This is a genomic window from Castellaniella sp. (genome assembly GCF_034675845.1).
Lineage (GTDB): Bacteria > Pseudomonadota > Gammaproteobacteria > Burkholderiales > Burkholderiaceae_B > Castellaniella.
In genome coordinates this window covers 824,280-849,977 of sequence record NZ_JAUCCU010000001.1, presented here as the reverse complement: position 1 = coordinate 849,977, position 25,698 = coordinate 824,280, and the positions used below count along the sequence as shown (strand labels likewise).

25 protein-coding genes are annotated in these 25,698 nt (G+C 54.3%); 16 read left to right on the top strand and 9 right to left on the bottom strand.

Going from position 1 to position 25,698, the window contains the following annotated elements; all coding sequences use genetic code 11:
* Positions 1-73: 73 nt before the first annotated feature.
* The 5 genes from VDP81_RS04150 to VDP81_RS04130 form a co-directional block, all read right to left on the bottom strand.
* Positions 74-709, bottom strand: coding sequence for a MarC family protein (locus tag VDP81_RS04150; protein WP_323011652.1), 636 nt, complete (start codon positions 707-709; stop codon positions 74-76).
* Positions 710-772: 63 nt separating this feature from the next.
* Complete coding sequence (locus VDP81_RS04145; RefSeq protein WP_323011651.1) at positions 773-2,314, bottom strand: TolC family protein; 1,542 nt, start codon at positions 2,312-2,314, stop codon at positions 773-775.
* Positions 2,311-4,077 (bottom strand): FUSC family protein, encoded by a 1,767-nt coding sequence (locus tag VDP81_RS04140; protein WP_323011650.1) that lies wholly within the window; start codon positions 4,075-4,077, stop codon positions 2,311-2,313. Before VDP81_RS04140 ends, VDP81_RS04145 begins: the two co-directional genes overlap by 4 nt.
* 8 nt (positions 4,078-4,085) lie before the next feature.
* Positions 4,086-5,123 (bottom strand): multidrug transporter subunit MdtN, encoded by a 1,038-nt coding sequence (gene mdtN, locus VDP81_RS04135; protein ID WP_323011649.1) that lies wholly within the window; start codon positions 5,121-5,123, stop codon positions 4,086-4,088.
* Positions 5,120-5,305 (bottom strand): YtcA family lipoprotein, encoded by a 186-nt coding sequence (locus VDP81_RS04130; RefSeq protein ID WP_416233205.1) that lies wholly within the window; start codon positions 5,303-5,305, stop codon positions 5,120-5,122. The genes mdtN and VDP81_RS04130 overlap by 4 nt, the downstream gene beginning before the upstream one ends.
* A gap of 450 nt (positions 5,306-5,755) precedes the next feature.
* Here VDP81_RS04130 and VDP81_RS04125 point away from each other — a divergent pair, with 450 nt between their 5' ends.
* From VDP81_RS04125 to VDP81_RS04060, 14 genes are all read left to right on the top strand, one after another.
* Complete coding sequence (locus VDP81_RS04125) at positions 5,756-5,968, top strand: Flp family type IVb pilin (RefSeq protein WP_323011647.1); 213 nt, start codon at positions 5,756-5,758, stop codon at positions 5,966-5,968.
* Positions 5,969-6,092: 124 nt separating this feature from the next.
* Complete coding sequence (locus VDP81_RS04120; RefSeq protein WP_323011646.1) at positions 6,093-6,566, top strand: A24 family peptidase; 474 nt, start codon at positions 6,093-6,095, stop codon at positions 6,564-6,566.
* A 3-nt stretch (positions 6,567-6,569) separates the two neighbouring features.
* Positions 6,570-7,637, top strand: a complete 1,068-nt coding sequence (gene cpaB, locus VDP81_RS04115; protein WP_323011645.1) for a Flp pilus assembly protein CpaB — start codon at positions 6,570-6,572, stop codon at positions 7,635-7,637.
* Positions 7,637-9,007, top strand: coding sequence for a type II and III secretion system protein family protein (locus VDP81_RS04110; RefSeq protein ID WP_323011644.1), 1,371 nt, complete (start codon positions 7,637-7,639; stop codon positions 9,005-9,007). The genes cpaB and VDP81_RS04110 overlap by 1 nt, the downstream gene beginning before the upstream one ends.
* A gap of 9 nt (positions 9,008-9,016) precedes the next feature.
* Positions 9,017-9,418: a CpaD family pilus assembly lipoprotein gene (locus VDP81_RS04105; RefSeq protein WP_323011643.1), complete on the top strand. Its 402-nt coding sequence runs from the start codon at positions 9,017-9,019 to the stop codon at positions 9,416-9,418.
* Between the two features lie 11 nt (positions 9,419-9,429).
* Positions 9,430-10,041, top strand: coding sequence for a hypothetical protein (locus VDP81_RS04100; protein WP_323011642.1), 612 nt, complete (start codon positions 9,430-9,432; stop codon positions 10,039-10,041).
* Complete coding sequence (locus tag VDP81_RS04095) at positions 9,986-10,636, top strand: hypothetical protein (RefSeq protein WP_323011641.1); 651 nt, start codon at positions 9,986-9,988, stop codon at positions 10,634-10,636. Before VDP81_RS04100 ends, VDP81_RS04095 begins: the two co-directional genes overlap by 56 nt.
* A 224-nt stretch (positions 10,637-10,860) precedes the next feature.
* Positions 10,861-12,117 (top strand): CpaF family protein, encoded by a 1,257-nt coding sequence (locus VDP81_RS04090; RefSeq protein ID WP_416233204.1) that lies wholly within the window; start codon positions 10,861-10,863, stop codon positions 12,115-12,117.
* Positions 12,114-13,100, top strand: coding sequence for a type II secretion system F family protein (locus VDP81_RS04085; protein WP_323011639.1), 987 nt, complete (start codon positions 12,114-12,116; stop codon positions 13,098-13,100). The genes VDP81_RS04090 and VDP81_RS04085 overlap by 4 nt, the downstream gene beginning before the upstream one ends.
* A gap of 3 nt (positions 13,101-13,103) precedes the next feature.
* Complete coding sequence (locus tag VDP81_RS04080; protein WP_323011638.1) at positions 13,104-14,045, top strand: type II secretion system F family protein; 942 nt, start codon at positions 13,104-13,106, stop codon at positions 14,043-14,045.
* Between the two features lie 27 nt (positions 14,046-14,072).
* Positions 14,073-14,846: a tetratricopeptide repeat protein gene (locus tag VDP81_RS04075; protein WP_323011637.1), complete on the top strand. Its 774-nt coding sequence runs from the start codon at positions 14,073-14,075 to the stop codon at positions 14,844-14,846.
* Between the two features lie 18 nt (positions 14,847-14,864).
* The gene (locus VDP81_RS04070; RefSeq protein ID WP_323011636.1) at positions 14,865-15,377 is read left to right on the top strand and encodes a TadE/TadG family type IV pilus assembly protein; all 513 of its coding nucleotides are present in this window, start codon (positions 14,865-14,867) and stop codon (positions 15,375-15,377) included.
* The gene (locus VDP81_RS04065) at positions 15,374-15,982 is read left to right on the top strand and encodes a TadE family protein (RefSeq protein ID WP_323011635.1); all 609 of its coding nucleotides are present in this window, start codon (positions 15,374-15,376) and stop codon (positions 15,980-15,982) included. Before VDP81_RS04070 ends, VDP81_RS04065 begins: the two co-directional genes overlap by 4 nt.
* Positions 15,983-16,056: 74 nt before the next feature.
* On the top strand, positions 16,057-17,895 hold the full coding sequence (locus VDP81_RS04060) for a hypothetical protein (protein ID WP_323011634.1): 1,839 nt from the start codon (positions 16,057-16,059) through the stop codon (positions 17,893-17,895).
* A 165-nt stretch (positions 17,896-18,060) separates the two neighbouring features.
* Here VDP81_RS04060 and VDP81_RS04055 read toward each other — a convergent pair whose 3' ends face one another.
* A complete protein-coding gene (locus VDP81_RS04055; protein WP_323011633.1) occupies positions 18,061-19,485 on the bottom strand; it encodes a hypothetical protein in 1,425 nt (474 codons plus the stop codon).
* A gap of 315 nt (positions 19,486-19,800) precedes the next feature.
* Between VDP81_RS04055 and VDP81_RS04050 the strand changes: the two genes are divergently transcribed.
* Positions 19,801-20,727, top strand: coding sequence for a glycosyltransferase family 2 protein (locus VDP81_RS04050; protein WP_323011632.1), 927 nt, complete (start codon positions 19,801-19,803; stop codon positions 20,725-20,727).
* A 27-nt stretch (positions 20,728-20,754) separates the two neighbouring features.
* Positions 20,755-22,455, top strand: coding sequence for an LTA synthase family protein (locus tag VDP81_RS04045; RefSeq protein WP_323011631.1), 1,701 nt, complete (start codon positions 20,755-20,757; stop codon positions 22,453-22,455).
* A 60-nt stretch (positions 22,456-22,515) separates the two neighbouring features.
* Here VDP81_RS04045 and VDP81_RS04040 read toward each other — a convergent pair whose 3' ends face one another.
* Genes VDP81_RS04040 through VDP81_RS04030 form a run of 3 tightly spaced genes read right to left on the bottom strand, consistent with a single transcriptional unit; the run spans position 22,516 to position 25,646 of the window.
* Complete coding sequence (locus VDP81_RS04040) at positions 22,516-23,388, bottom strand: pirin family protein (RefSeq protein WP_323011630.1); 873 nt, start codon at positions 23,386-23,388, stop codon at positions 22,516-22,518.
* 57 nt (positions 23,389-23,445) lie between these two features.
* Positions 23,446-25,113: a copper resistance CopC/CopD family protein gene (locus VDP81_RS04035; protein ID WP_323011629.1), complete on the bottom strand. Its 1,668-nt coding sequence runs from the start codon at positions 25,111-25,113 to the stop codon at positions 23,446-23,448.
* The gene (locus VDP81_RS04030) at positions 25,110-25,646 is read right to left on the bottom strand and encodes a YcnI family protein (protein WP_323011628.1); all 537 of its coding nucleotides are present in this window, start codon (positions 25,644-25,646) and stop codon (positions 25,110-25,112) included. Before VDP81_RS04030 ends, VDP81_RS04035 begins: the two co-directional genes overlap by 4 nt.
* Positions 25,647-25,698 lie beyond the last annotated feature (52 nt).

Here is a 25,698-nt window from a genome sequence, read left to right as displayed (position 1 = left end):
CCCTTATTGAAGGTCGGAAATTTGGAGGAATGAGCAGAAATTTTTTGCTGGAAGCCAGGAAAAATGGGTAAGGTCAGATAAGTTTTGGAAAGAAGGCTTGCAAGCTTTGTACCATCATTTGCATGGCGATGGCAGCCAGAATCATGCCCATCAGGCGTTGCGTGATCGCGGTGATCTTGGGGGACAGATAGTGTCCTAATAATGGGGCCAGCATCAGGGCGCAGGTCATGACCGCCAGGAATGCTCCCAGCCCCAGGGCCATGGCAATTTCCTGTCCATCCTGGACGGCAGTATGGCCCAGCACGATCAGGGTGGCGATGGTGCCTGGCCCGACCAGCAGCGGGATGGTCAGTGGGTAAATAGCGATGCTGTCGGCCTGGGCGATTGCCGCGTTTTCATCGTTGGTGGGGGCCTGTTGCGTGCTGGCCGAGCCATGCAACATGGACAGTGCAATCAGCAGTACCAGCAGCCCGCCTGCCAGCCGGAAATCATCAACCTGCAGGCCGAACACATGCAGCAATGGGCCACCAGCCACCGCTGACAAGATGCAGCCGACTGCCACCCCGATGGAGACGGTGGTGGCGACTTTGCGTCTGGCGCTGTCGGGCACGCCTTGGGTAAAGGACAGAAACACCGGGACGTTGGCAATTGGGTTCATGATGGCGAATAAGGCCATAAAGACTTTAACGGCGAAGGGGAAATCAATCATGGGGTGTTTTTCCGGTGATGGAGGGTAAAAGTGCCCAGTGCTGTGCCGATGGGGTGGGCTGGATCAGTCGGAGGCCAGCCATTGTTGCTGGGAACGTACCATGGCCCCGGTGGCAAACGCCAGATTCGCGGCGGCGATCTGGCTGGCCGAACGGGCGTCCAGACGAGCCAGGCGGGCCAGCAGCAGCTGATTGGCGGCCTCGTTGGCCACCGTGATGGTGCCTAGGCCCGATTGGTAGGCGGCCAGGGCAGCCTCGTAGGCGGTCTGGGCAGTGTGGGTCAGCTCGCTGGCCGCCACATGGCTGGCCAATGCGGATTGCAGGGTGGTGTCGGCGGCAGCCATTTCGCGTAGAGCGTCTTGTTGCAGCGTCTGTAGATTGTCTTGGGCTTGGCGGGCGGATATTTTTGCGTTTTGCAGGCGATTGCGCCGCAGGCCGCCGTCAAACAATGGCAGGCTGACCCCCAGCATGACGCCACTGCTGCTGGATTGCATCCCCAGTTCGGGCAGGCTGTTAAGCTGAAAATGCTGTTTCTGATGGGCATAGACCGCGCCCAGATAGACCTTGGGCATAAACGCGGCTTCGGCTGCCTGGACTTTGGCTTCTTCTGCTTTCAGGGCAGCATATTGGGCCACGATGTCTGGTCGTCGGGTCAGCGCCAGGCGCAGTGCTTCCTGCGTCATGCCCTGCACGTCGGGGGGCAGGGGATGGTTGTTGGGTGGCGCGACGGCCAATGGGGCGTCGGGGGCCAGGCCCATGGTCCCCAACAGGGCCAGGCGGGCGATTTTTTCCAGCCCTTGGCTATTGACCACCTGCAAGCGTGCTTGGGCCACGGCCTGGCGGGCCAGGGCAATATCCACGGTGGTGCCGATGCCTGCATTAAACCGCGCTTGGGCGGCGTCCAGCACCCGTTGCTGCAGGGCCAGGGATTGCGCTGACAAGCGCACCCGCTGGCGGGCGGTGGTGTATTGATAGTATTGCTCGGTGACGTCGCGGATCAGCTGCTGGTGGCTGGCATTGAACAGAACGTTGGCGGCAAACGAAAGCTGCGCGGCACCCTCGCGCAGGGCGCTGCGCTGGCCAAAATCGAATAGCAGCCAGCTCAGGGCCAGCAAGGGCACCGTGCCGTGGCTGCGTGCCTGTAGCTGGTCGATGCCCAGAAGATTATCCGGCAGGGGATAGCGGGTTTCTTGCCAGCCGGTCAGCACGCTGGCCGATAGCATAGGCAAAAATGTAGCGTCCACCAAGTCCACACCCAATGCCGCTTGGCGGGCAGCGTTCCAGGCGCGACGTGTCAGTGGACTTTCGCGCTGGGCAATGTCAATAAGCTCAACCAAACCCAGGGGCTGTTGAGGGTCGGTACGGATCTGGCTGGGGGCCTGCGCAGGCAGGGGAACCGAGGGCACCTCAAAAGTGGGCCTCGGCCGCTTTTCGGATTGAGGGATGGCCGCAGCGGCGGCTGTCTGCGCTGCCCAGGGATGGTCAGGGCCAGGGGGTATCGCGCCGACCCAAGGCTGGTCTGGTGCAACTGGGGCAGATGGCAGGCTGGTGCAGCCTGCCAGTAGAACCGTCAGCAAGGCTGCCGTCAGCATGGGCCGGATGTTCAAGGGCTTTCTCCGTGGGTGCCGGGCCGCCAGGCTGGTGGGCTGGCGCGGGGGCTGTCCGCCAGCTGGCCTTGCAGCCGTTGACGCATGGCGGTGATGGGGGGCGTGGTGCCCTCTGGTGGGTTGACCGCCTGCAGATAAAAGGATTCCAGTTGATTCACCAGGTCCCGCAGGTGGGTGGTCTCTGCTGGGTTGGGACGCACGTGGGCGGGTTCAAAGACGCTCAGGGCCAGCTGTGCCCGGGCGTACCCCAGTTGCTGCAGGGCCGGGATGATATCGGTTTGCAGTTGGGCGACATCTGGCCCGTGCGGGCGCTGAGCAGACGGCGACAAGCTGTCCAGCACCTGTTGCAGGTGGGTGCGCACGGCGGCTGCCGCACTGATGGGCCAGATGCGGGTGAATACCAAGTACATCACCAGATTGCCCAGCAAGATGCCCATCACGCGATAAAAAGCCGCATCCATCTGGACGTCTGGTCCAAAGCCCTGCAAGACGGTCAATAAAAAGGCCAGCCCAATTTGCACCCCGGCATAACTGCTGCGCTCAGACCCGGTCGATACCCAGGCGGCCAGCAGCGTCACCAGGAAAACCAGCACCATTAACTGGCCGATTGAATCCATCAGGGGCATAAAAAAATAAATCGACGCCACCCCGAGAGCCGCACCGATCAGGCAGCCGGTGATGCGCAGCGTTAATTTATGCAGGGTTTCGGCGGTGGTGCCTAGCGCGCCCACATAGCAGGTGATCAGCGCCGTGTGGATATCCTGCCACTGGATCGCGGTATAGATCCAATAACAGATCAGGGCGGCCAGCGTGGTTTTCAGGGCATAGCGCACATACAGGGGATTGCGCCAGGCATCCGCCGCAAAAAAACCGCGATGGGCCAAGGGGCTAGTGGCTGATTTGGCGGCGTCCCAGGACGGGATGTCCGGGTATGACAGCGCTGGCGTCTGGCCAGCCCGCAATAAGGCGGCATCGGCGCGGATCTGTTGGGCCAAGTGACTGGGCGCTGCGCAAGCGGCTGCCGCCAGCAGTAAATCGCGGGTCTGGGTAATGGCTTGGGTCAGGGCCTGGGTCTCGAGGGTTGGGGTAATGTGGAACAGGCGTATAAACAAGGCCATTTTTTGCAGTTCACCGTTCCCTTCGCGCAGGATTTCCAGGGCCTGATGTCGCGCATTCGTATCCGTGCCGTCCAGTGTGGCGGCAGCGGTGTCCAGCCGTTGGGCCAGTGCCTGGCGCAGTCGGCCTGGCACCGACGGGCCAAAGAAACCGTTAAAGCCCAGCAGCACGCCCATGGGGACCAAGGCCATCAGTGCGGCATATAAAATTGCCCGGGTAGCGACTTCGCCAAAGGGAACTTCGCCCAACATGGTCAGCACAAAAACGATGACCAGGGCGATAATCCCCCCCGCCGGTCCAACCTGACTGGCTGCCCCCAGAAACATGAAAAAGCACGACAGCACCACAATAATGGCCATACGCCACACCGGGTATTCGATCGCCAGCAGGGTTGCGCCAAATAGCACGGGTACCATCAGGGCCACCAACACGCAGATGCCGATCGCCATCAGCATGGTCTCGGCGGGATTGGGCTTCATCAAGAACAGGACCAGATAGCAGCCGATGGCTGCCAGCGGGATGCCATAGGTCATGAACACCATGACCGTCAGGGTGCAGGTCGCCGCCACCCGCCACGCCGTGGACAAACGTCCATCAAAGGGGGCAAGTTCGGCCTGCAGGATGCGGCATAGGGTGGCTGTCCGCATGCGCTGCCCTAGCAGCCTTGGCCGGGGCGCACCATGACGGTGGCCGAGGCCCCGACCCGCATCAGCGAAGCCGGTGGATTATCCAGCCGTACCCGCACCGGAAACCGTTGGGCCACGCGTACCCAGTTCAGGGATTTTTGGACCAGCGGCATGGATCGCGGCAACTGAATGGCATCGCTGCTGATGACCCCCCAGCCCACGCTGGCCACCCGGCCAGTCAGGGTTTCGTCCGGTGCCATCAGGGCATAAACCACTGCGCAATCGCCCTCCTGGATATGAGGCAAGTCGGTTTCGCGATAAAAAGCCGTGGCGTACCAGACATCGGTGTTGATCAGGGTAAACAAAGACTGGTCCGGGGCCAGGTGTTCGCCGGGGGAGACGGTCAATCCCACTACCAGTCCGTTGGCCGGGGCGTATACCTGGGTGTCCGCCAGCGCTTTGTCCGCTAGCGCCACCGTCGCCTGGGCAAGCTGGACCGCCGCCTGGGCGGCTTCGAGTTCGACGATCAGTTCCTGGGCGGCGTCGGCCTGCGACTGCGCCTGGGCCAAGCTGATGCGGGCATCGCGCACTGCTGTTTCGGCCGTGTCTATTTCTTGCTGGGGGGCAAAGCCCTTGGCGGCCAGCGGCCGCAGGCGATTGGCGGTGCGTTGCGCCAGATCCAGATTGGCCTGGGCGCGGGTGATCTGTTGCTGGGCGATGTGGGCGTTGGCCTGTTCGGCGCGCATCATACGTGTGCGGGTCGTCAGTGCTGCCTGGGCCATGGCCAGTTCGGCGTTGGCCTGCTGGACCCGCAGCCGGTAACTATGTTCGTCCAACGTAAACAACAGATCCCCCGCCTGCACCCGGCTGCCTTCCTGGATATTCAGGGTGTGCAGGGTACCCGGCACACTGGCGCTCATGTGGATGACATCGGCGGACAGGGACGCGTCTGTGGAAATAGGCTGGGCAACCAAATGACGCCAGGTCAGCCAGGCCAGCAGCGCGGCGGTACCGACGATCAGCACGGCCAGGGAAATGGCCAATGGTTTCTTGGATGGGCGGCTCATCGTGGGGAAAATAAAAAAGAAAACACCAGGGCAAAAATAATGGCCAGGCAGGCATAGATGAACAGGCGCAAGGGCAGGTGGTCGTCAATCCCTGCCCGGATGAATAAGAGCCGCACCCCGGCGGCCAGGGGAATGCCCAGGGCAATGCCGATCAGCCAGGATGGGAAGTAAGAGCCCATCATGAAGAAAGAAGGCGCTCGCGGGGTACAGGCGCTTAACAGGGGGAGCAGGAACAGGGGGAGCAAACGGCGCAGGCGACTAGGAGGCATGGGCGAAGGTGGCCGAAAAGAAGCTAAGGTCGTGACTATGCTGGGGTAGTCCATGATTGTAGCTGCTGCTGAGGCAACTAAAGGTGAGGCATTGCTGGGCGTAAACAGAGGTAGATCGTCGGTGCTTCGTTGTATTGGCCCAACGCCGTGGTAGCTTAGATCTGTTCCTACATAACCAATTATGCAAAATATGCATAGAAAAATTAGCTTTTCTCAGAGTTATGCCGATTTGCTATGCGAGCCCGATTTAATTTTAGGGGCTTTGATCTTTTCTGCTACATTTGACTGCAACTAATGGGGTTACTGGGGGTATAAGCCAACAGTGCTGCTCTATTTTTTTAATATGAATTATTCGGAGTTTTTATGTACACGAATTTCTGCCGTAAGCTGCATGTTGCTTTTCAAAACCTTAAAGACGATGCGCGCGGCGTGTCGGCGATTGAATACGCGATTTTGGCTGCCGTGGTGATTGTGGCGGTGGCTGCGGGTGTTTCCGGGTTCGGTAATAGCATCACGAATTTATTCGACGCAGCACAGAATGGGTTGAACGTGGCAGAAAATGCTTCAGGCTCATAATTGTTCCCATATGCTCATATTGTCTTGCATTGCGTCAATGCTTGATTGAATCGATATATATTTTTAAAAGATAAAATTGCCGGTATTCTTTGCTGTGCTTGTTATAGCAGCTGGTGCAGTAACCTTGGTTCTGGCTGCTTACGATTTGTACGGCAGGCGTTTACCCAATGCCTGGGTGCTGGCTTTGTGCTTATTGTTCATTTTTTATGCCGCTGGGGCTTGGTGGGCTGATGGGCTAAGTGCCCAAGCAATTGCTTGGCACTTGCTGATCGGCCTGCTGGCATTTGTATTCATGTTCGCCTTGTATGTGCTGGGTGCCATGGGCGGTGGGGATGTTAAGCTGGGTGCCGTCGTCTATCTGTGGGCGGGCCCCGACTTGACTTGGCCTTTAACCATGATTGTTGCCTGGGGTGGCGGTGTGTTGGCCATATTGGGTTGGTTGGCAGATCGCCGCTGTGCCCAGCGGATAGGTGGTCGCCCTGGGGCTGGTCTTTTGGGGGCGATCTCGGCTCAAAAAGGCGTGCCCTATGGTGTTGCATTGGCTGCGGGCTGTTTATATGTGTTGTGGCAGCATTTTAAAATCCTGGGGATACAATAGCCTATGTCGTCGGTGTTTAAGTTTTTATTGATCTTACTGGCTGCGATTATCTTGGCCATTGGTGCACGGATTTTTTATATTAGTAGCCTGACACCAAAGCAAATATCCGATTCGCTGGTGCGCATTCGTGTGGCGGCGGCAGACTTGCCCGCTGGCCTGTTATTGCGCGATTCCGATTTATCCTGGCAGCAGGTACCAGAATCCAAAGTCCCAAAAAATGCGCTGACCGAAGGAACTGACCCATCCGGATTGGTGGGAGCACTGTTGCGTCACCAGGTAGATTCCGGCGCAGTCTTAAAAATTGATGATGTCATCCAGTCCGATGCCCCTGGTTTTCTGGCGGCTGCATTGCGGCCAGGCACGGTGGCGGTTTCGGTGCCTGTCAATAGCGTGTCAGGTAACGCCGGATTGATTCAGCCTGGGGATTATGTAGACATCATCTTGACCCAACAATTGGGTGGCCGTGGGGATTTTGGCGGCAATCATAAGCAGGTGGTCAGTGAAACTGTTGTCCAGCAGGCGCGTATCATTGCTGTGGGGTCCAGCTTTAAGCGGGGTAGTGACAAAACCAACCCGATCCGGGCCAATACCGTGACCTTCGAAGCCCCGCCCCGGATTGCTGAAGCGATTACAGTTGCTTCAGAACTGGGCAGCCTGTCCTTGGCCCTACGCAGCTTTGCCAGGACAGATACAACGATTTCTGCACAGGGCTCGGATGCTGCCGTGGTGGCCTGGGACAATCACCAGCAGGTGGGCGAAACCGGCCCTATTTGGGGTAATGACGTCTCTCGTGCGCGTCAAAACGCGAGTGCAGAAGCTCAGCAAGCCACTGCCGCCAATGACTCCCCGATCACTGGTCTAGTGAATGACGCGATCGCCAGCGTTCGCCAGCCTACTTATGTCACGGTGGTCCGAGGAACCGATCAACAAGCAATGCCACTCAATACGTTCCCGACAGCTCCTTCAGATTCCTCTTTTGTGCTAGGGGGACAGCCTCAGGAAATACTCCAAAACTCTTCGGCTAATGCCGCATTGTCCAATATCGTCCAAAATAACGGAGCCCGTCACTGATGGTTTGCATCAATTCGCCTATTCAGTCAGGTCGACCGATCCGGGCTGGTTTACTGCTGTGTCTGGCTTTGCTTGGGGTATCAACGGCAGCGCAGGCCCTGAATCTGGCTGTCGGGGCCGGGGATGTCTTAACCATGAAAGACGCTCGCACTGTCTTTGTGGCCGATCCCAATATTGCTGATGTCCAAGTGCCGCCTGCGCAATCTGGCAGCAATCTGTCTGTCCTGGTGGTAGGCAAGCGGGCAGGTACAACCACGCTGTATGCCTTGGATGCAGACGGCAAGCGCATTCTGCGCGAATCCATCGTGGTGCGCCATAATCTGACTGAACTGCAGCAAATCCTGACTCAGCGGTTTCCAGCCCTGCGGCTGTCGTTGGAGTCTGCGCCGGGATCTTTGATGGTGTCGGGTTCGGCCCCCAGTGCCGAGGTCACCGAAGCGATCGCTCGCACGATCCAGCCTTACTTGGGTGAAAAAGACCAGTTGATTAATCGTATTCATGTAGATAGCCCGACACAGGTGTATTTGCGCGTGCGGGTGACGGAGATGTCCAAGGCTATTACTCAAAAGCTGGGGATTAACTGGAATGTGGTGGCCACCCCCGGGCAATTTGTGACGGGCTTGATCAGCGGGCGCAGCTTTGTGGATAGCGCTGGTGGCTATATTGGGGCGGGCGAAGGGTATTCGTTTTTGGGTGGATACTCCAAGTCTGGCGCACCAGCCCAGGCCATGATCGATGTGTTGGACCGCGAAAACCTGCTGACGGTATTGGCTGAACCCAATTTGACTGCGGTCTCGGGGCAGACCGCCAGTTTTTTGGCGGGAGGCGAGTTTCCTATCCCCGTCAAGCAGGACAAGGACACCATGAGCATCGAGTTCAAGCCTTTTGGGGTGTCTCTGGATTTTACGCCTACTGTTTTATCTGATGATCGGATCAGCCTGAAAGTACGGCCTGAAATCAGCGAACTGGATCCGTCCGCTAGCATTTTGGTGGATGGTTTGGCCATTCCCGGGATTCGAGTCCGGCGAGCAGAAACGACGGTCGAAATGGCCAGCGGCCAAAGTTTTGCGATTGGCGGGCTATTGCAAAATAATATTTCTGATTTGGTTGATAAAATCCCTGGACTGGGTAGCATTCCCGTGCTGGGTAAGTTGTTTTCTTCAACCAATTATAAAAATCATAAAAGCGAATTGGTGATTATTGTTACCCCTTATCTGGTGCGCCCAACCAGTCCGGATCAACTGACCAATCCGGTGGCCAGTATGCGGGCCAGCAGTGATATCGAATTTTTATTGAGTCAGCGCATGGGCTACGATCCCTTGCAAAGCACTGTACCGCGCTTAAGCGGGGCAGCAGGGTTTGTTTATTAAGGGGTTGGCATGGTTTTTATTATCCCATCACTAAGGGTTTTGGTGGTTGCCGGCGCGGTGTTGGCTTTGTCGGCCTGCGCTTTTCCAGATCGCGACTATCACCTGGTTCCGGATGCCGATGTCATTAAGGTGCAGCTAGAAAACGGCCAATGGGTGGCTATTCCGCCGCAGTGCGCCAGTTTGCATCAGGATGCCTTGCGTGGGCCATTTGATAATCGTGCAAAGCTGGCTTTTGGTTGCGCCACTTATACCAATTTAGCCAATAGTGTTGCTCGGCCCCGTGATCTGGTTGCGCCAAATCCCTATGCTGGGCATCAGCCTGATGCAGCGGCTTCTGCTGTGACGCGCTATCGCGAAAACAAAACGACACCAATTCAGAAATCCAACACCACAAGCATGTCTGGAAGCTAAAGGGATACGTAATGGTCACCAGCATTACCAAAGCCAAAGACATCAGTCGCTTGTATTCGTTTGTGGCATTTTTACATGATGATGCCAGCTTACAAGAAGTGCGAGGCGTCTTGCAAGCCGATGTAGTGACTGATATTCATGTAGATAAGGGCGGGGTGGATGCCGCGATTGCATGGTTGGTCAAACAAGAAAAATCGCCACAGCGCTTATTAGTGGATATTTCAGCGTCGACCAGAGCGCTGGATGATTTAGCCCGATTGGCAGATGCCTGTGACCCTTCTGTGCTGGTTTACGTGGTGGGTGAACGCAATGATGTTGGCCTGTACCGCAGTTTGCTGGAACGCGGGGTGCAGGACTATCTGGTCAAGCCCTTGAATGCTGATCTGGTGCGACGGTTTTTGGTACAGGATAAATCCAGCAGTGTTCGCCAGGGCCGTTATGGAAAATGCGTGGCGGTGATGGGCACCCGAGGTGGAGTAGGCACCACGACCGTGGCGGCGCATCTGGCACGTATCCTGGGACAAGGAGGCATCCGTCGCCGCGTGGTTTACTTGGATTTAAATTTACATGATGGCTGCGGACCAGGGCTCTTGGGGCGCCCAGGAGGGGGGGGGACTGGTTGATGTGCTGAACAATATCAGTCGTTTGGATCACCAGTACCTGGAACGTTCCCTCGCTGAGATCAGTCCGGATTTTTATGTATTAGCGGCTGAAATGGACTATTCGGACGAATATATTCCTGCACCTGATGCATTAAGTCAGCTGCTGGATGCACTTAGTCAGTACTTTCATTATGTAGTGGTCGATGTTCCGACTCGCACGGGTGGCTTGGTTGAAAGCATTTTGACTCGTACCAATATTGTTTGTTTATTGGCTGACCCTTCTGTCCATTCGGCTCGTACTTTATCCCGTTTGACGCGCCACATTGAATCGCGGCCCAATCCGCCCACTGTCTTGGCCGTTCTCAATCATCCTTGGGCACCTGTGCGCAATCAAGTGCAGGATGCTGATTTCCAAGAGGTGACTGGCCATTCAATCCGGGCCACTATTGTTCATGATGCAAAAGGCCCTTCACTGGCGGAAAATCTAGGCCAAGCCTTGCCGGACAGTTGTGAATTCAGTCACGGGATTCAGGCCTTGGCAGGTTTGGTTACCGGTGAAGCAACTGTTCAACAAGCAGAGCCTTGGTGGAAGCGGATCGCTAAAGGTAAAAAATGAGCTTTGGACGCAGACCTGCTGCGCCAGCTGTGTCTACGGTGCAGCTGGGTGTCGAACAGCCCGAGACACTACTGGATGCCAAGCCAAATCATGCTTTGCAGTCTGGTCAGTTGCTTACTGATAATTTGCCTGAATATCCAGAGATAGCGCTTGATCCCGCCCCTCCGGGGGCGGATGTTGCGGGTCTATCGTCGCAATCTGCCGCACATTTTAACCAGTCTGTCGTGCGTTCTGAACATTATGGGCGCATTCGCCGTACGGTATTCAGTTCGATTGATGCAGCTAAGGCCGCCGATCAAAAGCATGAGACCGTGCAGCGTGAAGTTGATGCCATCATCCGGGATACGGTGCGCACAGAAAACTTGCCTGTTACCTTGTCTGAGCAGCGTCTGATGGGGCAGGAAATCCTGCACGATATGTTTGGCGTGGGGCCCATCGAGCCATTGCTGCAGGACGATAGCGTGACTGACATCATGGTGAATGGACCTGATCAGGTCTTTGTCGAGCGCTATGGCAAACTCGAACTCACCCCGCTTAAGTTTCGCGACAATGCGCATGTCATCAATGTGGCGCAGCGTATTGCTTCTACGGTGGGCCGTCGGGTGGACGAAACCAGCCCCATGGTTGATGCCCGCTTGCAGGATGGTAGTCGGGTCAACGTCGTTCTGCCACCATTGGCCATTGACGGTGCGTCGATTTCCATCCGTAAGTTTTCGCGCAGGGACCTTACCCTGGCCCGGCTGGCTGCCCGAGGCAGTTTGTCGGGGGCCATGTCGCGGGTGCTGGAAATTGCTGCTGCCTGCCGGATGAATATGGTGGTATCGGGGGGGACAGGGTCGGGTAAGACCACCTTGCTTAATGCATTGTCACGGCATATTTCAGCGCACGAACGTATCGTCACCATCGAAGATGCTGCCGAATTGCAGTTGCAGCAACCCCATGTTGTGCGCTTGGAAACCCGCCTTCCCAACCTGGAAGGGACAGGCCAGGTTACTCAGGGAGATCTGGTGCGCAATGCGCTGCGGATGCGGCCCGATCGTATTATTCTGGGCGAGACCCGTGGGCAAGAGGCCTTGGATGTGTTGCAGGCGATGAATACGGGACACGACGGGTCCATGACCACGCTGCACTCCAACAGCCCGCGAGATGCCTTAAGCCGCCTTGAAAGCATGGTCATGATGGCCAATGGTAATTTGCCCTTGTTTACCATCCGTCGCCAGATTGCCAGTGCGGTAAATCTGATCATTCAGGTTGAACGCATGCGCGACGGCACCCGTAAGGTCACCAGCATTGCCGAAGTTGCTGGCATGGAAGGCGATGTTATCGTGACACAAGATCTGTTTCACTTTAGTTATGATGCCAGCTCCTTTGACGAGGAAGTCCGGGGGTCTTTTGATAGTACAGGCCTGCGGCCCATTTTCGCGGATCGAGCACGGTATTTCGGGATGGAAAATGCACTAATCGAGGCGATGCGTCCATGAGCACTGCTGATGTCATTACGTTGGCCTTTTTTTTGCTGGTGATCCTGTTGGGCTTGGCCGTGTTGTTGGCCCTGGATGTCCTGCGGCGTCGGCCAAGGCATCAGATCCGCCAGCGTCTGGAATCGATCCGGGATCGATCTGGAGGGAGCAAAAACAACCAGGCAGTTGCCCGGGACTTGAGCCGTGCCCGAACTGAATCCCATCGTCGTCGCCGCCGTGAGTCCCTGGGTAGTCTGGGCTATTACTTGAATCGCTTGGATACGGTTACCGGTAGCCATGGGGTCAGAAATTTTTTGTCGGTCTTGCTGGTAATGGGGCTGGCTGGTGTGGCCCTGGTCATGTCAGGGGTCTTGCCAGGCGGCCTGTGGGTGGCCGGGATGGCTGTTTTCGGGATGCCATTGCTGGTTGGTATTTGGTTATATCGGTTTTTATTAAGCCGTTTCAACAAGAAGTTTCTTATTCAGATGCCCGAAGCAATGGATATGATTGTCCGATCCAGTCAGGCTGGGATACCAATTACTCAGGCCTTGCGTCAGGTGGGTCTGCAGTTTAAAGCTCCATTGGGGCCAGAGTTCCTGCGGATAGGTAATGGCTTGTTGTTGGGCGAAGATTTACAAGATGTGTTGGATAAATCGGTACAACGCATTCTATTGCCGGACTTTACCTTTTTTTCTGTTTGTGTGCTGCTGCAGCGCGAATCGGGAGGATCGATTGCAGAAGCTCTGGAAAATCTTTCAGGGATTATCCGTGCACGGCGAGATTTGCAGCTAAAGGCCAAAGCCTTAACCGCGGAGGGTCGGTTTTCTGGTCGCCTATTATCTGCGATTCCATTTGTTATCGTAGGAGTCTTGTATGCATCTAACCCAAAGTATATTGAAACTCTGTTCTTGACTAAAACGGGGCATACCCTGCTATGGGTGGTTGGAGGTATGCTGATAGTGGGTATTTTCCTGATTCAAAAAATATCAGATATTAAAATATAGACCATGGAAGACTCTTACCAGTGGATGTCTGCTTTATTACTTGTGCTGGTTCTTTTGGGCGTTGTGCTGTATTTGTATGCACGATCCAATCGCAGGCAGCGCTTGCGCGACCGCATCAAGACCGAAATTGCTCGGCAGGGGTCTGCCGTTGTAGAGCAAAAAACAGTTCAGCACATCCAGAGCCAGGGGATGAAGTTCTTATTGCGCCTTGGCAGGGCCTTGCCTTTATTAAACTCAGCGCAGCGGCTGGAGTCCAGCAATAAACTAGTTTCAGCGGGCTATCGCTCGGATCAGGCCATGCTGGTGCTTTTGGGTTTAACGGTAGCCAGTGTGGTGGCTGGGTTGGGCTTGATGGCCTGGTTTGGGGGGGCTTACCTGGATCAGTATGGCAAGACAGTCTGGACCATGGGCATGATCGTGGCTGCCTACCTGGGTAGCCTTTTTCCGCGCCTGGTGCTGGATTATCAAGTCAAGCGGCGTCAGGAAGCTATCCGTCAGGCATTGCCGGATGCTCTGGATTTAATGGTCATCTGTACCAATGCGGGTTTGGGTTTAAATGCAACCCTTAGCCGGACAGCGATCGAAATGCAAACGGTTGCTCCGGCGTTGGCGGATGAATTTAAATTAACCGCCTCGCAGCTAAAACTAAGTAGCGATACAGAATTCGTCTTAAATGGCTTGGCTAGTCGAACAAACTTGGAAGGCATCCGTATTTTTGTCAGCACTTTAATTCAGGCTCGAAAATATGGAACAGCAATCACACAGGCCTTAAGAATACTGGCCAAAACTGAACGCACAGCACGAATGATGCGACTGGAAGAAGCCGCAGCCAAACTAGCTGTAAAAATGACGATCCCCATGATGCTGTTTATTTTGCCAACGGTGATTATTGTGGGGGCTGGCCCGGCTGTAATTAACTTGATGCGGTTTTTTTCCGGCCAATAACCGGCTCTGGATAAAGATGGGATTGCGATGCTGATACTGATTAAGAAATCTTTGATTTGGGCTTCGGTGCTCTTGCTGGCAGCATGTTCTGCTCCGCAAACAGTGGTTCGGCCTATTGATACCTTGCAAGACACTACTGCGTTGGCTGCTGGCGAGTTGCGTATTGCTGCCAGTGCCTTGCAAAGCGGAGATGTTCCTGTTGCTTTGTCCTTATATAGTGAATTAAGCAAAACGCATCCAAAAAATGTTGATGTTTGGGTAGGGTTGGGAGATGCCCATTTCCTGTCTGCAGATTATGCCGCGGCGCGGGCAAGTTATAACCGGGCTCTGCAGCTTAGTCCGGGCTTGCTTGAGGCGCGGTTAGCTCTGGCGCGTGTGGATATTCGTGTACGTAATCTGGATCAGGCGATCCTGCAATATCAGGCTATGTTGGTCGATAGCCCTGACGACCCCCTGGTGCTATCAGGGCTGGGGGTTGCTTATGATTTATCTGGCCAACGAGGCTTGGCCCAAGAAACCTATCGAAAGGGCTTGGGAAAACATAGTGGTAACGAAATATTGCGTACTAATTTGGGCCTGTCTTTGGCCCTGGATGGAAAACCACGAGAAGCTGTGAATGTATTGCTGGGATACGATGGGGTCAATCATGGCTTGCCCCAAAGGCGGGATAATCTAGCTTTGGCCTATGGCTTGCTGGGCCGTGAAGATACCGCTGAAAATATCCTGCTTAGCTATCAGTCCAGGGGTCAGGTACAAGACAATTTAGCGTTTTATCGCTATTTGCGGACCCATCAAAAATAATTGATTCAAAGGGTAAGCATGAACCGAATCCGTATAAGCGCTCGCCGATTGTGGCGCAATCAAAAAGGTGTTACTGCGCTAGAATTCGCCATTGTTGCGCCCTTGATTTTCATCGTGATATTTCTCAGCTTGGAAGTTGCCGTCATGCTGATTGCGGATGCTACCCTGGATCGCGCAGCCAGTCGGGTAGTTAGGCAGGCCAAGGTCTTAGAGCTGAATGAGGTCAAGCTAGAGGACGATGATTGTCGCCAGTGGGTCATGAATATCATGGAAGATGCATTGTCAATCTGGACAGATGCGAAAAATCTGCATGCGGATGCAAAGGTTTATAAACCTGGGATAGATAATAGCTTCAAAGATATTAATGATCCGGATTATAAGGACAAAATCATCTGCGATTTGGGAAATGCGGGAGATATGGTGGTTTTTAGATTAGGCTTTGAACGCCCAGGCCTGACAGGGCTGATTTCCTTGATGGGTTTGGATTTCTTTCGCTTTGAACGCACTGTTATCGTGCAAAATGAACCATGAATATCCGTCATTTTTTTCGTGCCGACCATGGAATTGCCGCTGTGGAAGCGGCCATTGTATTGCCTTTGATGGTATTTTTTGCCATGGGGGTAGTCGAGCTCTATCAGTATTTTCGTACGGATGCTCTGATGACACGCGCGGCGTTTTCAGTAGCAGATGGCGTGTCCATGCAGCAAGATTTATTCGATGGTGGCCCTTGTAATTTATCGGACCATGTGTGTACCTATGGTGCACTAATGCCTGATTTGATGCGGCCTGTAGACTACCAAAATGGGGGTAGTTTACAAATTCGTTTATTGAAAACTGAAAATATAACAACAGGATCAGGTCAAAATAAGCAGACCAAGACCGTATGGAAAACAATGCCTGAATGGGGAAAGCGCTGTGATGGATCAGGTGCTTGTGTAAACTTCAAACAAGAATACACAGGCACTGAAACACCTGCGCCCAATGATAACGATACCATAGTCATTGTTGAGGTATTCCAGACATTTGAGCCTTTCGTGATCAGTTCGAGATACTGGCAGGCTTTAGGTGGTCCAAGAACGCTTAGAGCGGCGTCATTTTACCGTCCGCGTTTTGATGATCTCAATGCTTTGCAATAATTTAAATAATTATCAACGCTGTAGCGTTTTTTCATAATTAATATTTAGTGTTATTTATTGTAATTGGCAAAAATATGGGTGCCTTTATGCAAAAAATTAATAATTTTATACGTGATTTTCGGCATGATGAGCGTGGTGCTGTTGCTATTATCAGCATTTTATCGTTTGCCGTCATATTGGCTAGTTCCTTGTTTGCTGTTGACATGGTTAGGCACAATGTAGCACAGGCTAAAATGCAAAGTGCATTGGACACTACGGTCATTTCGGCTGGTCGCAAGCTGGCAATCCTTAACCCCAATGACCCCGATCAGAATTTGATTTGGCAGCAGGATGCGTGTAATTATTTTATGGCAAATATGCCTTCAGGCTTCATGGGTTTGAATTTGACCTGTGATGATCTAAAAATAAATTACATGGAAGACAAGGCTGAAAATACTAATTTCCGCACTGCTCAGCGTGTTGCCATGAGCGTAAGCACCAACTTGCCGCTGTTAAGCATGGGGTATTTCAAACAGCCTTCTTGGCCTATTGCGGTAACCAACGAGGCTCGCCGTAAAGTACGCAATGATCTGGAGTTGGTGCTTGCTCTGGATAATTCTGGATCGATGGATGAGGGTGCGGGCGGGGGTAAGTCTCGGATGCAAGTACTGAAGACCTCCACTAAGGATTTGATTAAAACAGTGATGGATGCCGCTGCTGCAGGAGCAGGAGACTATGTGGACGTGGATGATGACGAAGTGCGTGGTGCTTTTATTGGTCTGGTGCCATTTAACGATGTGGTTAATGTGTCTGCAATACCCACAGCGAAATCCTGGATGACTGGGTGGCTGAACCGTTTTCCTGATCAAGAAAATTACGTGTCTAGAAATTGGTCGGGTTGTATTGTTGAGCCTGAAGGAAATTGGACTGCAAATAATCGTTTGCCTGCTGCTGCCTTGACCCCGACAGCTGGGTTTCAACCATTGGTTTCTATCTATAGTGTTGATTATGGAAAAAGCAGCTTTGGTCTCAGTGGCAATCAAAGTCTAGTTTTTAATGATAATTATTCTTCTGGCGTTGGATTTGGCGCACCCTCGGATAAAGACAAAGACCGTAGAATAAATGCTGAATTTGTCAGTGGTAGTAATCCAGTAGTCAGAACCCGCTTTTCATTGGAGCCTCAGTACTGTGCAAGATCCAATATCAAGTTTTTTATTGGAACAGAGGATGAGCTTGATCATGGATATTTACGCTCGTCTGTGGATGCTATGCAAAGCTATGGTGGTACTAATGTTGGTATGGGTTTGATTTGGGCTTGGCGTATGCTGGATCCCTCGTGGCGAGGCACAGGCGGATGGGGCAATGAAGGCCTGCCGCGCGACTACAATACGGATAAATTAAATAAAGTAATTGTTCTGCTTAGTGATGGAGACAATGCGCCAAGCGGCGTGGTAAAGCGCCAATCCGAAGCGTATTCCAGCGGATTCGCTGCGTTTAGTTTAAATTATGCTTATAAACAAAGTAATAACACTTATGAAGGAAGTAAAACAATAAGCCTTGGTAGCTTGAGTTCCTTTAATCAATGTCCTGTATCAGGACTGAGAATTTTAAATCCAAATAATGTCACTGGATCTAACTATAATAGTAATTGCACAAAAATAAATTCAGATATTGGATGGGCAGGCACTAGTCCTGGAACAGAGGCTATTACCAAAACAGCCATGGATAACTACATGACTCAATTGTGTTCCAATATTAAGGCAAAAGGAATTCGTATTTTCACTTTGACCCTTAGTAATGATGTCAAGGAAAAATCCATCATGAAAAATTGCTCCTCTGGAGATAATTATTATGATGTCTCAGATGCCAGTAAATTGCCAGAAGCCTTTGCTCAGATTGCAGGTGCGCTGACAGAACTCAGGTTGATCAAGTAGATATAGCATCTTGTCTTGTTGATTTTGGTCAATTGGAAAAGGACATTGTTTGTGCACTAACTGTCTATTCAATGAGTGACTTTGTACAACAACCAGTTTTCTATCCGAATCGGTGACTCCATCCAGGTGATGTGATCTCCTCTTTCTGCCCTCGATCCTAGGAAGTCACCTTTGGCCACGGTTTCGTTTTTGCAGGCCAGCAGATAAGTTATATTTCTTTTTTTTTGCAATGGCCTGCGCATCCTGGTCATCACCTGTCGAGCGCCATAAATGATAAAAATCCAGTAATCCCTGAGTGTTGTGGTGGTAATTACCAGCGATGACGCGGTGGTGAGTCAGCCATTGAAGTTGCGGGGCGCTGTTCAATGTAATCAGGATGGTGGCAGGTGGGATTTTGTTCAGGACATCTGCAATATTGGCCAGCTTGCAGCCAGATTTATTGGAATGGCTGTCAGTGTCGGTTTTGTTTTCGATCACAATGCTGATCAGGGTTAGGAGCAGGATCAGTACTGGGGCAAATAATATGGCTGCTGCCCGGTACTGGGCTTTTGCGGGTAATTGATTGGGCTCCGCACTGGTAAACACCGGTTGCCCGCATAACCAGATTCCCCAGGCTAGCGCACCTGCCAGGCTGGCGGCTGCCCCCATGCGCAGATGCCATAGGGCCATGGCTGCATATACCAGCGCGGTGCAGGCCAGTACCGCTTGCCATAGACAGCGTTGCCGCCAGGCTTGGATCATTAGCAGCACCCCGGCGATTGCAGGCAGGCCACCCCAGGATAAGTATTGATAAAATTTTGTGGCTGGTTGGAGTTCCTTGATATGGTCCCACCATAGCGTTTTGAGTTCAGGCGGCAGCAGGCCTGCCGGCCCCGCTAAGGCGCCAGGTGTTGCAAAAAGCCATAGGCTTCCACCCAGGATTGCAGCCAGAGCCAGGATAAAGACGCTGGCTGATAGTGATCGCTGGCGATGTGCGACCAGCTTGTCTGTCAGGCAAAGCAGGATAGCCAGTACGCTTGCCCAGGCTAACCAGGCCAGGCTGATATGGTCCAGCGCCCAGGCCGAAAAACCGGGCGGTGGGGGGTCAATCAACCAGGTGGTGACTGTGATTGCACCGATCCCAGCGGCCAGCGGCCAGCAGTGGCCGCTATCGGAAAATTGCAGTCGGCGGGCTGCCATGATGGTCGCCATGGCGGCTACTAAGGGCATGGTTTCCGGTGAAATCCACAAGGCCGCCCCCAAGCAGAGGCCCGCAATGAAATGCCTGAGATTGGCTTGCATCGGATTTGTTTTTTGACTGAATATCAGCCAAACGGCAACCGCAACTGGCATCAGCATAAAAATATGATGCGTAATTTGCAATAGTTGCGCATAGGACATCAAACCCTGGCTGGTGACCAGGGCCAGTGCGGTCGCTAGAGCGGCCAACCGCCCGCCCAGTTGGATGATGGCCATGGCGCAAAAGATAGTTAATAGCAACAAGCTGCCTAAGGTCAGGCCACCACCTGCCCATAGCAGCGCTTGTGTTGATGGGACACCCAGCCATTGCAGCCCCCAGGCCAAGTGCTGCATGACCCAGGTGTGGGCCATGGACCAATGCAGATAGCTGCCATCAGGCGCACCGTCCCGAGGCATATATTGGTAATCGGTGGTAGTTGGCCAGTCGCGAACCAGGACTAGCCTAGTATAGCTATCGGGGTTTTTGAATTCCGCTGATAGCAAGGTAGGAGCCTGGCGGTAGATGTTAAACGCCAGCACCATAATGATTAAAATGAGTACTGAAAAAAATGCCTTTTTTGCGTTTAAATTATGTAACATCTTTATGTTGTATTGACGTTGTTGATTTCGATTGAGTTTTTACTTATGCCCGCTGGACTATCTTCGGCTTTTTTAAAAAAACAGACCATGCTACCAAATCCCCGAATTGCCCTGCTGATCCCCTGCTACAACGAGGCACTGACCGTGGCCCAGGTGGTGCATGAGTTCAGGGTAGCCATCCCCGATATCCAAGCTTATGTCTTTGATAATGGATCGGACGATAGCACGGTGGACGTAGCGCGTGCTGCCGGTGCCCAGGTTCACCGGGTGGCACAGCGCGGCAAAGGCAGTGTGGTGCGCCGTATGTTCGCCGATATCGAGGCTGATTACTACATCATGGTGGATGGCGACGCGACCTACGATGCGGCCAGTGTGCCGGCCATGCTGGCGACCTTGATCGACCAGCATCTGGATATGTTGGTAGGCTGCCGATCCGATGCTGGGCAGGCGGAAAACTATCGACGGGGCCACCGCCTGGGGAATCGCTTGCTGACCGGATCTGTGCGCCATATTTTTGGGGGTTCGTTCAGCGATATGCTATCGGGCTATCGGGTTTTTTCCCGGCGCTATGTGAAATCCTTTCCCGGGCAATCGGCAGGTTTCGAGATCGAGACCGAGCTGACGGTGCATGCCCTGGAAATGGCCATGCCCTGGGGAGAAATGCCAACTCCCTATGGTGCACGACCCAATGGTTCGGTCAGCAAGCTGTCCACTTGGCGTGATGGCTTGCGGATTTTTGCAGTGATTATGCGCTTGTATATGCTGGAACGTCCCCTGATATTGTTTGGCCTGCTAGGCGCGTTGTTGTGCCTGCTGGGGGTTGGCCTGTCCGTGCCACTGTTTATTGATTATGCCCATAGCGGTCTGGTGCCTCGCCTGCCCACGGCGGTGCTGGTGACAGGATTGTGTGTGGTGGGCTTATTGCTGGCTGCCGTCGGTGTGGTGCTGGACTCTCTGGCACGAGCCAGGCGGGAAATTCGCCGCTTGGCATATTTGGCGGTGCCTTTGCAGTAGATTGAAATCATTGGTAGGTCGGTTTTTATGAATCGGGAATCACTGATCCGTTCGTGTTTTGTGCTCCTGCCCTATGCTTTATTGCTGCTGGGCAGGGTGTTGTTGCCACTGTTGTTTGATGATGGTTCTGGATATCCGGCGTCATTTCTGATGCCATTCTTGTTTTCCCTGCTTCTGTTTCAACTGCTGGCTTGCTTGCTTCATCCGGTATCAGCGGCGTTAAGCAGTCTGCTGCTGGAATCTTTATTACTGCAGGCGAATCAGGTAAAAATCAGTCAAGCGGGTGAGCCCGTGACAGCGCGGGACTTGATCGAATTTTGGCAGGCCATGCAGCTGACCAGCTATGCTCCGGTGGGGCTGTATATTGCGCTGGGCCTGCTGCTTGTCTGCTTATATTGTGGCTGGCGTTACAGAGAACCTGGTTGGAAGCCGTTTTTTGGCAGGCTTCCGCTGGCTGTCCCCATGCTGGCATTGATCTGGGTATTTATGTTCAGCAATGGTAATGCAGGAAAAATATCCAAAGATTTTCTGTGTCGATCGCATATTTGCTATTACGCGTGGGTGCCGGCTGCCAACGCCAGGATAAACGGTGCATTGGCTCATTTGGTCATGACCTCAGAAGCAGTAAAAATGCCACGGATGTTGGCGCATGACTTTTATCGTCGTGCTGCACCTGCGATGCTGAATCCAGACAAGCCTGATGTATTGATGATCTTGTGCGAGTCCTGTTTTACGACCTTTGATGATGGATTCAAAACACCCATGATGTCGTTGATTGATCAGGGGATGGTGCCGTTTTATATGCTCAGTCCAGTATATGGTGGAAATACAGCAGAAGCAGAGTTTGAAGTATTGACAGGCTTGTCTTCGGCAGTGCTGCCGGGGATAGATTATCAGAATTTTTTTGATCGATTCAGGGATAAGGCCGATACCCTGGTCAATCGGTTTGCTCGCGCTGGATATGACACGATCAGCATGAATAATTATAAAAGTAGCTTTTGGAAAATAAAAACAGTCCATTCTAAATTTGGATTCAACTATTCCAGATTTATAGAAGATATGGATCCTAGTGGGAAGTTGTTGGTCAATATGCATCCTGGTGATGGTATTCTTTATGAGAATGCTCTGGATCATTATCGTCAAGTACCGTCTTCTCAATCTTCATTTTTATACTTGATCACCATGCATACGCATGGCGACTATGCGAACAGAGATGGTGATTTTGGTGAACACGACTATCTACAGAGGTTTGCAGAAGCCATGGCCGACATGAATTTGTTCTTACATGACATCAAGGCAGCCGCCAAGGCCAAAGGCAGGCCGCTGGCCGTGATTGTCTATGGCGATCATAAGCCTGCGTTGGCCGGGACTTTTTATAAGAATGGCGTCCTGCCGAAAGCCCTGTTCAGTGGTGCTATGGTGGGATCGACAGTGCCCGGCTTTGTGCTTCAACCTGATTATTCTTTATGGAAGGCGCGTGCACAAGTCAGTGCCTTCATCCAGTTACCGGACAAAGACGCAACCGATGCGCTGGCCGATCGCCTGAATGACAAGCCTCTGTTTTGTTTGTCAGCAGAACTCAGTGCCTTGGTGCCAGGGGTGGATGATGCGTTCTGGGCGTCTGTCAATGCTATTTGCAGACAGCCGGATGCGCGGTTCATGGCAGAAAGCGGCAATCCCTGGACGCAATTTTTCCCAGAAGGCATCTACGCAGAACGTCTGTTTTGACCTATTGGCTTGGTACTGGGATGGATGCACTGCCCAGGGCAATCAAGCATAACCTTGCGCTTAAGACGGCAAAGCAATGAACTCCTGGTCATCCCCCACGGGCAGTTTCATGCGCTGAGCCCGCCAGTCTTCGCGGGCTTGTGCCAGCCGGTCTTTGGACGAGGACACGAAATTCCAGTCAATATAGCGTTCGCCGATGGGTTCGCCGCCCAGCAGCATGACCGTGGCCGGTTCGTGGGCGGTCAACTGGGCTGCTTTGCCAGGCGGCAGGACCAGCATCTGGCCTTCGGCCAGCGGCTGGCCGTCGACATCAATAGCGCCTTGGGCCACATAAATGGCGCGCTCCGGGTATTGGGTGCCCAGGCTGCGGCGGGCGTCCGCAGCCATGTTCCAGTGCAGATAGAACAGCGGGGAATGGGTTTTCACCAGGGCCGTCTGCCCGTCGATGGCGCCGGCGATCAGGCGTCCGTGCACGCCGTCTTCGTTGAATTCCGGCAGTTGCTCAGCGCCGTGGTAGTGGTGGAAACTGGGGGCGCATTCTTCGTCCTCGCGTGGCAGGGCCACCCAGGCCTGGATGCCGTGCATGGAGGCTCCGTGCGCCCGGGCGTATTCCAGCCTTTCGCTGTGGGTGATGCCACGGCCTGCGGTCATCCAGTTGACGGCGCCAGGCCGGATTTCCTGCAGCGACCCCAGGCTGTCGCGGTGGGTGATGGCGCCGCTATATAAATAGGTGACCGTAGACAGGCCAATATGCGGATGGGGCTTGACGTCCAGTTCGCGCGGGATGCCAGCGGCCAGCTCCAGGGGACCCATATGATCGAAAAAAACAAAGGGTCCGACCATGCGGCGTTTGCGAAAGGGCAATACGCGGCCCACGATGAAGCCACCCCCCAGGTCGTGGGTGCGGCGATCGATCAGCAAGGTGGCATCCATGGCTTTCCTTATGTCTAGCGGCCCAAGCCCAGTGTAGCGCCAAGATTGTCGGCCCGATCAATCCGATAGGCTGATTTGCTCGAAATCGTCCACCAATATGTGGACGCCAATCAGCCAGTGCCCGGTGGCAGGCAGGGCAGGCGGATTGGCTGTCCATAGCCCGCTATTTTTTTGGCTGGCCGGGGTTTCAATGGTTTCGATGCCCGCTGTGGGGTTGCTCAGTAGCAGCGTCAGGGCCTCGGCGGTAAAGGGCTGACCATCGGGCTGGGACAGGTGGATGGCCCAGCCGTCCGTGCCGGGGATGATCCGGGCGGCAACGCGGCTGATGCTGAGGGTGGTCGCGGGGAAGCTGGGCTTATCCTGTGCGAGACTGGCAATCTGGCTGGCGGCCTGGTCCAGGCTGCGCGGCGGTGGGGTAAAGCGCCATAAGGACACAATGGCCAGAATCAGGATTGCCAGCACAATTTCCAGCTGGATGCTGCGCCGCAGCTGCAATCTGGCAGGGCGCAGGCCCTGCAGTGTTGGTTTGGTCAGCTTCCAGCGGTTGACGGCGGCGATACACAACAGCAAGGTCACCAGTCCCAGCTTGGCGGCCAGGACTTGGCCGTAGGCGGTTTGCCATAGATCGGCGGGCCGCTGGAACTGCAGCCAGATCAGGCCGATGCCGCTGAGGACCAGCAGTGCGACGACCCAGGGAATCCAGCGGGAATAATTGACCAGGGTGGAAGCTCCCACGGGATTGTCGGGCCGCAATGCCTGGGCCAGGGGCACCAACGTGCCGATCCAGATCATGGCGGCAATGGCATGTAAAAAGATCGCCGTGCGGGCCCAGGACTGGGGCGGCGCGGTACTGGCATGGCCGCTGACGGCCAGGGCAGCGCCTGCCAGCATCAGGCAAATCAGGCTGGTTCGCCTGAGGGTGACCCGGCGATGTATGTGCATGGTGCAGGCTGCCAATAACAGGGCCAGGGCCATCAAGCCCAGGGTGACGGCATAGGGGCTGGCCGCGGCTTGCCGCCAGACAGCGGCTGAAAAGCCCTGCGCCCAGGGTGCGGCCAGCAGGTCCAGGCCTTGCAATGCCAGGCTGAAAGGCAGCAATATCAAGCATGCGCCTGCCAGCAGCATGGGATAGCTGGGCCCGCGGCGACGGTGATGCCGGACTGCAGGCCCCTGTGTGTTTTTCGGTGCTTGCCGTGTGGATGTTTGGCCAAGAATATCCGGAAACAGCGCCCGGAACAGGGCTGCGCCCACGGCAAAGAACAGGCATATATAAGCCAGCCAGCGACTTAGCCAGATCAGAAAATGTCGGGTGCTGGCAGTGCTGTCCAGGGCCGGGTTGTCGGCCTGTGCGCCAGCCGGATTGTTACTGGGCAAGCCTGCGCCGATGGTGTAGGCCAGTGTGCCGCCGATCGGATGGCCGTCGGCAGACACTACCCGCCAGCTCAGTAAATAAGTGCCGTCGCCAGCCTGATCGGGCAGGGCAATGCGCAGATCCGTGCCTTGCGTTGGGCCGGGCTGTAGCGCACTGGTCTGTCCGGCTGGATCGATCAGCCGCAGCACGGTCGCGCTGACCGGCTCGCTGAAGTGTAGCTGGACCGTATTGGGGGGCTGAACCAGCATTGCCCCATTTTGTGGGACGGATGCCACCAGGGCGGCATGTCCCCAGGATGCGGGAATCCAGGCCCAGGCCAGCAGACAAGTCAGCAGAATGCGTGGGATATTCAATGCGAATGGTGCCCGTCTTTGGGCTGCGGCGCAGTGAGTTTCAGACTGGGGGCAGGATTGTCGGCCTTCTTATTGCCGCTGGTATCAATCCAGCGCGATACGCCCTGGGTGCATTCCTGCACCACGGGAAAATACAGGGTATCGCCGGGTTTCAGAGAAGGCGAGAGGGTTGCCACAAAGCTGAAGTCATCGAAATAAGCATCCGGCAGCGATCCCGTCCAGTCGATTTCGCGCACGCCGTGGTCGATACTGGCGCCGTGCAGGGTTTCGGGTTGGGCATAGGGGCCGTCGGTCACTGTCAGTACCCAGCCCGCCTTGGGCTGGGGCTTTACCGCCAGTACACCGTCGGGGATACGCACCCGGATGCGGGTGGTGTCAGACCCTTGGCAGCCATGGCCGATACGCAGCACCGCCTGATAGCTGCTGCCTACCGCAGCGCTGGGGGTTTGCAGGGAAATATGGGCATGTGCCAGTGGCATGACGCCAGCCATGCACAGCAGGCTGGTCAGTAATAGCGGTTTATGGTGTGACATCAGCAGAAGAATGTGGAGGTGAAACCATGATCATTCCACTAAATAGTCCGCA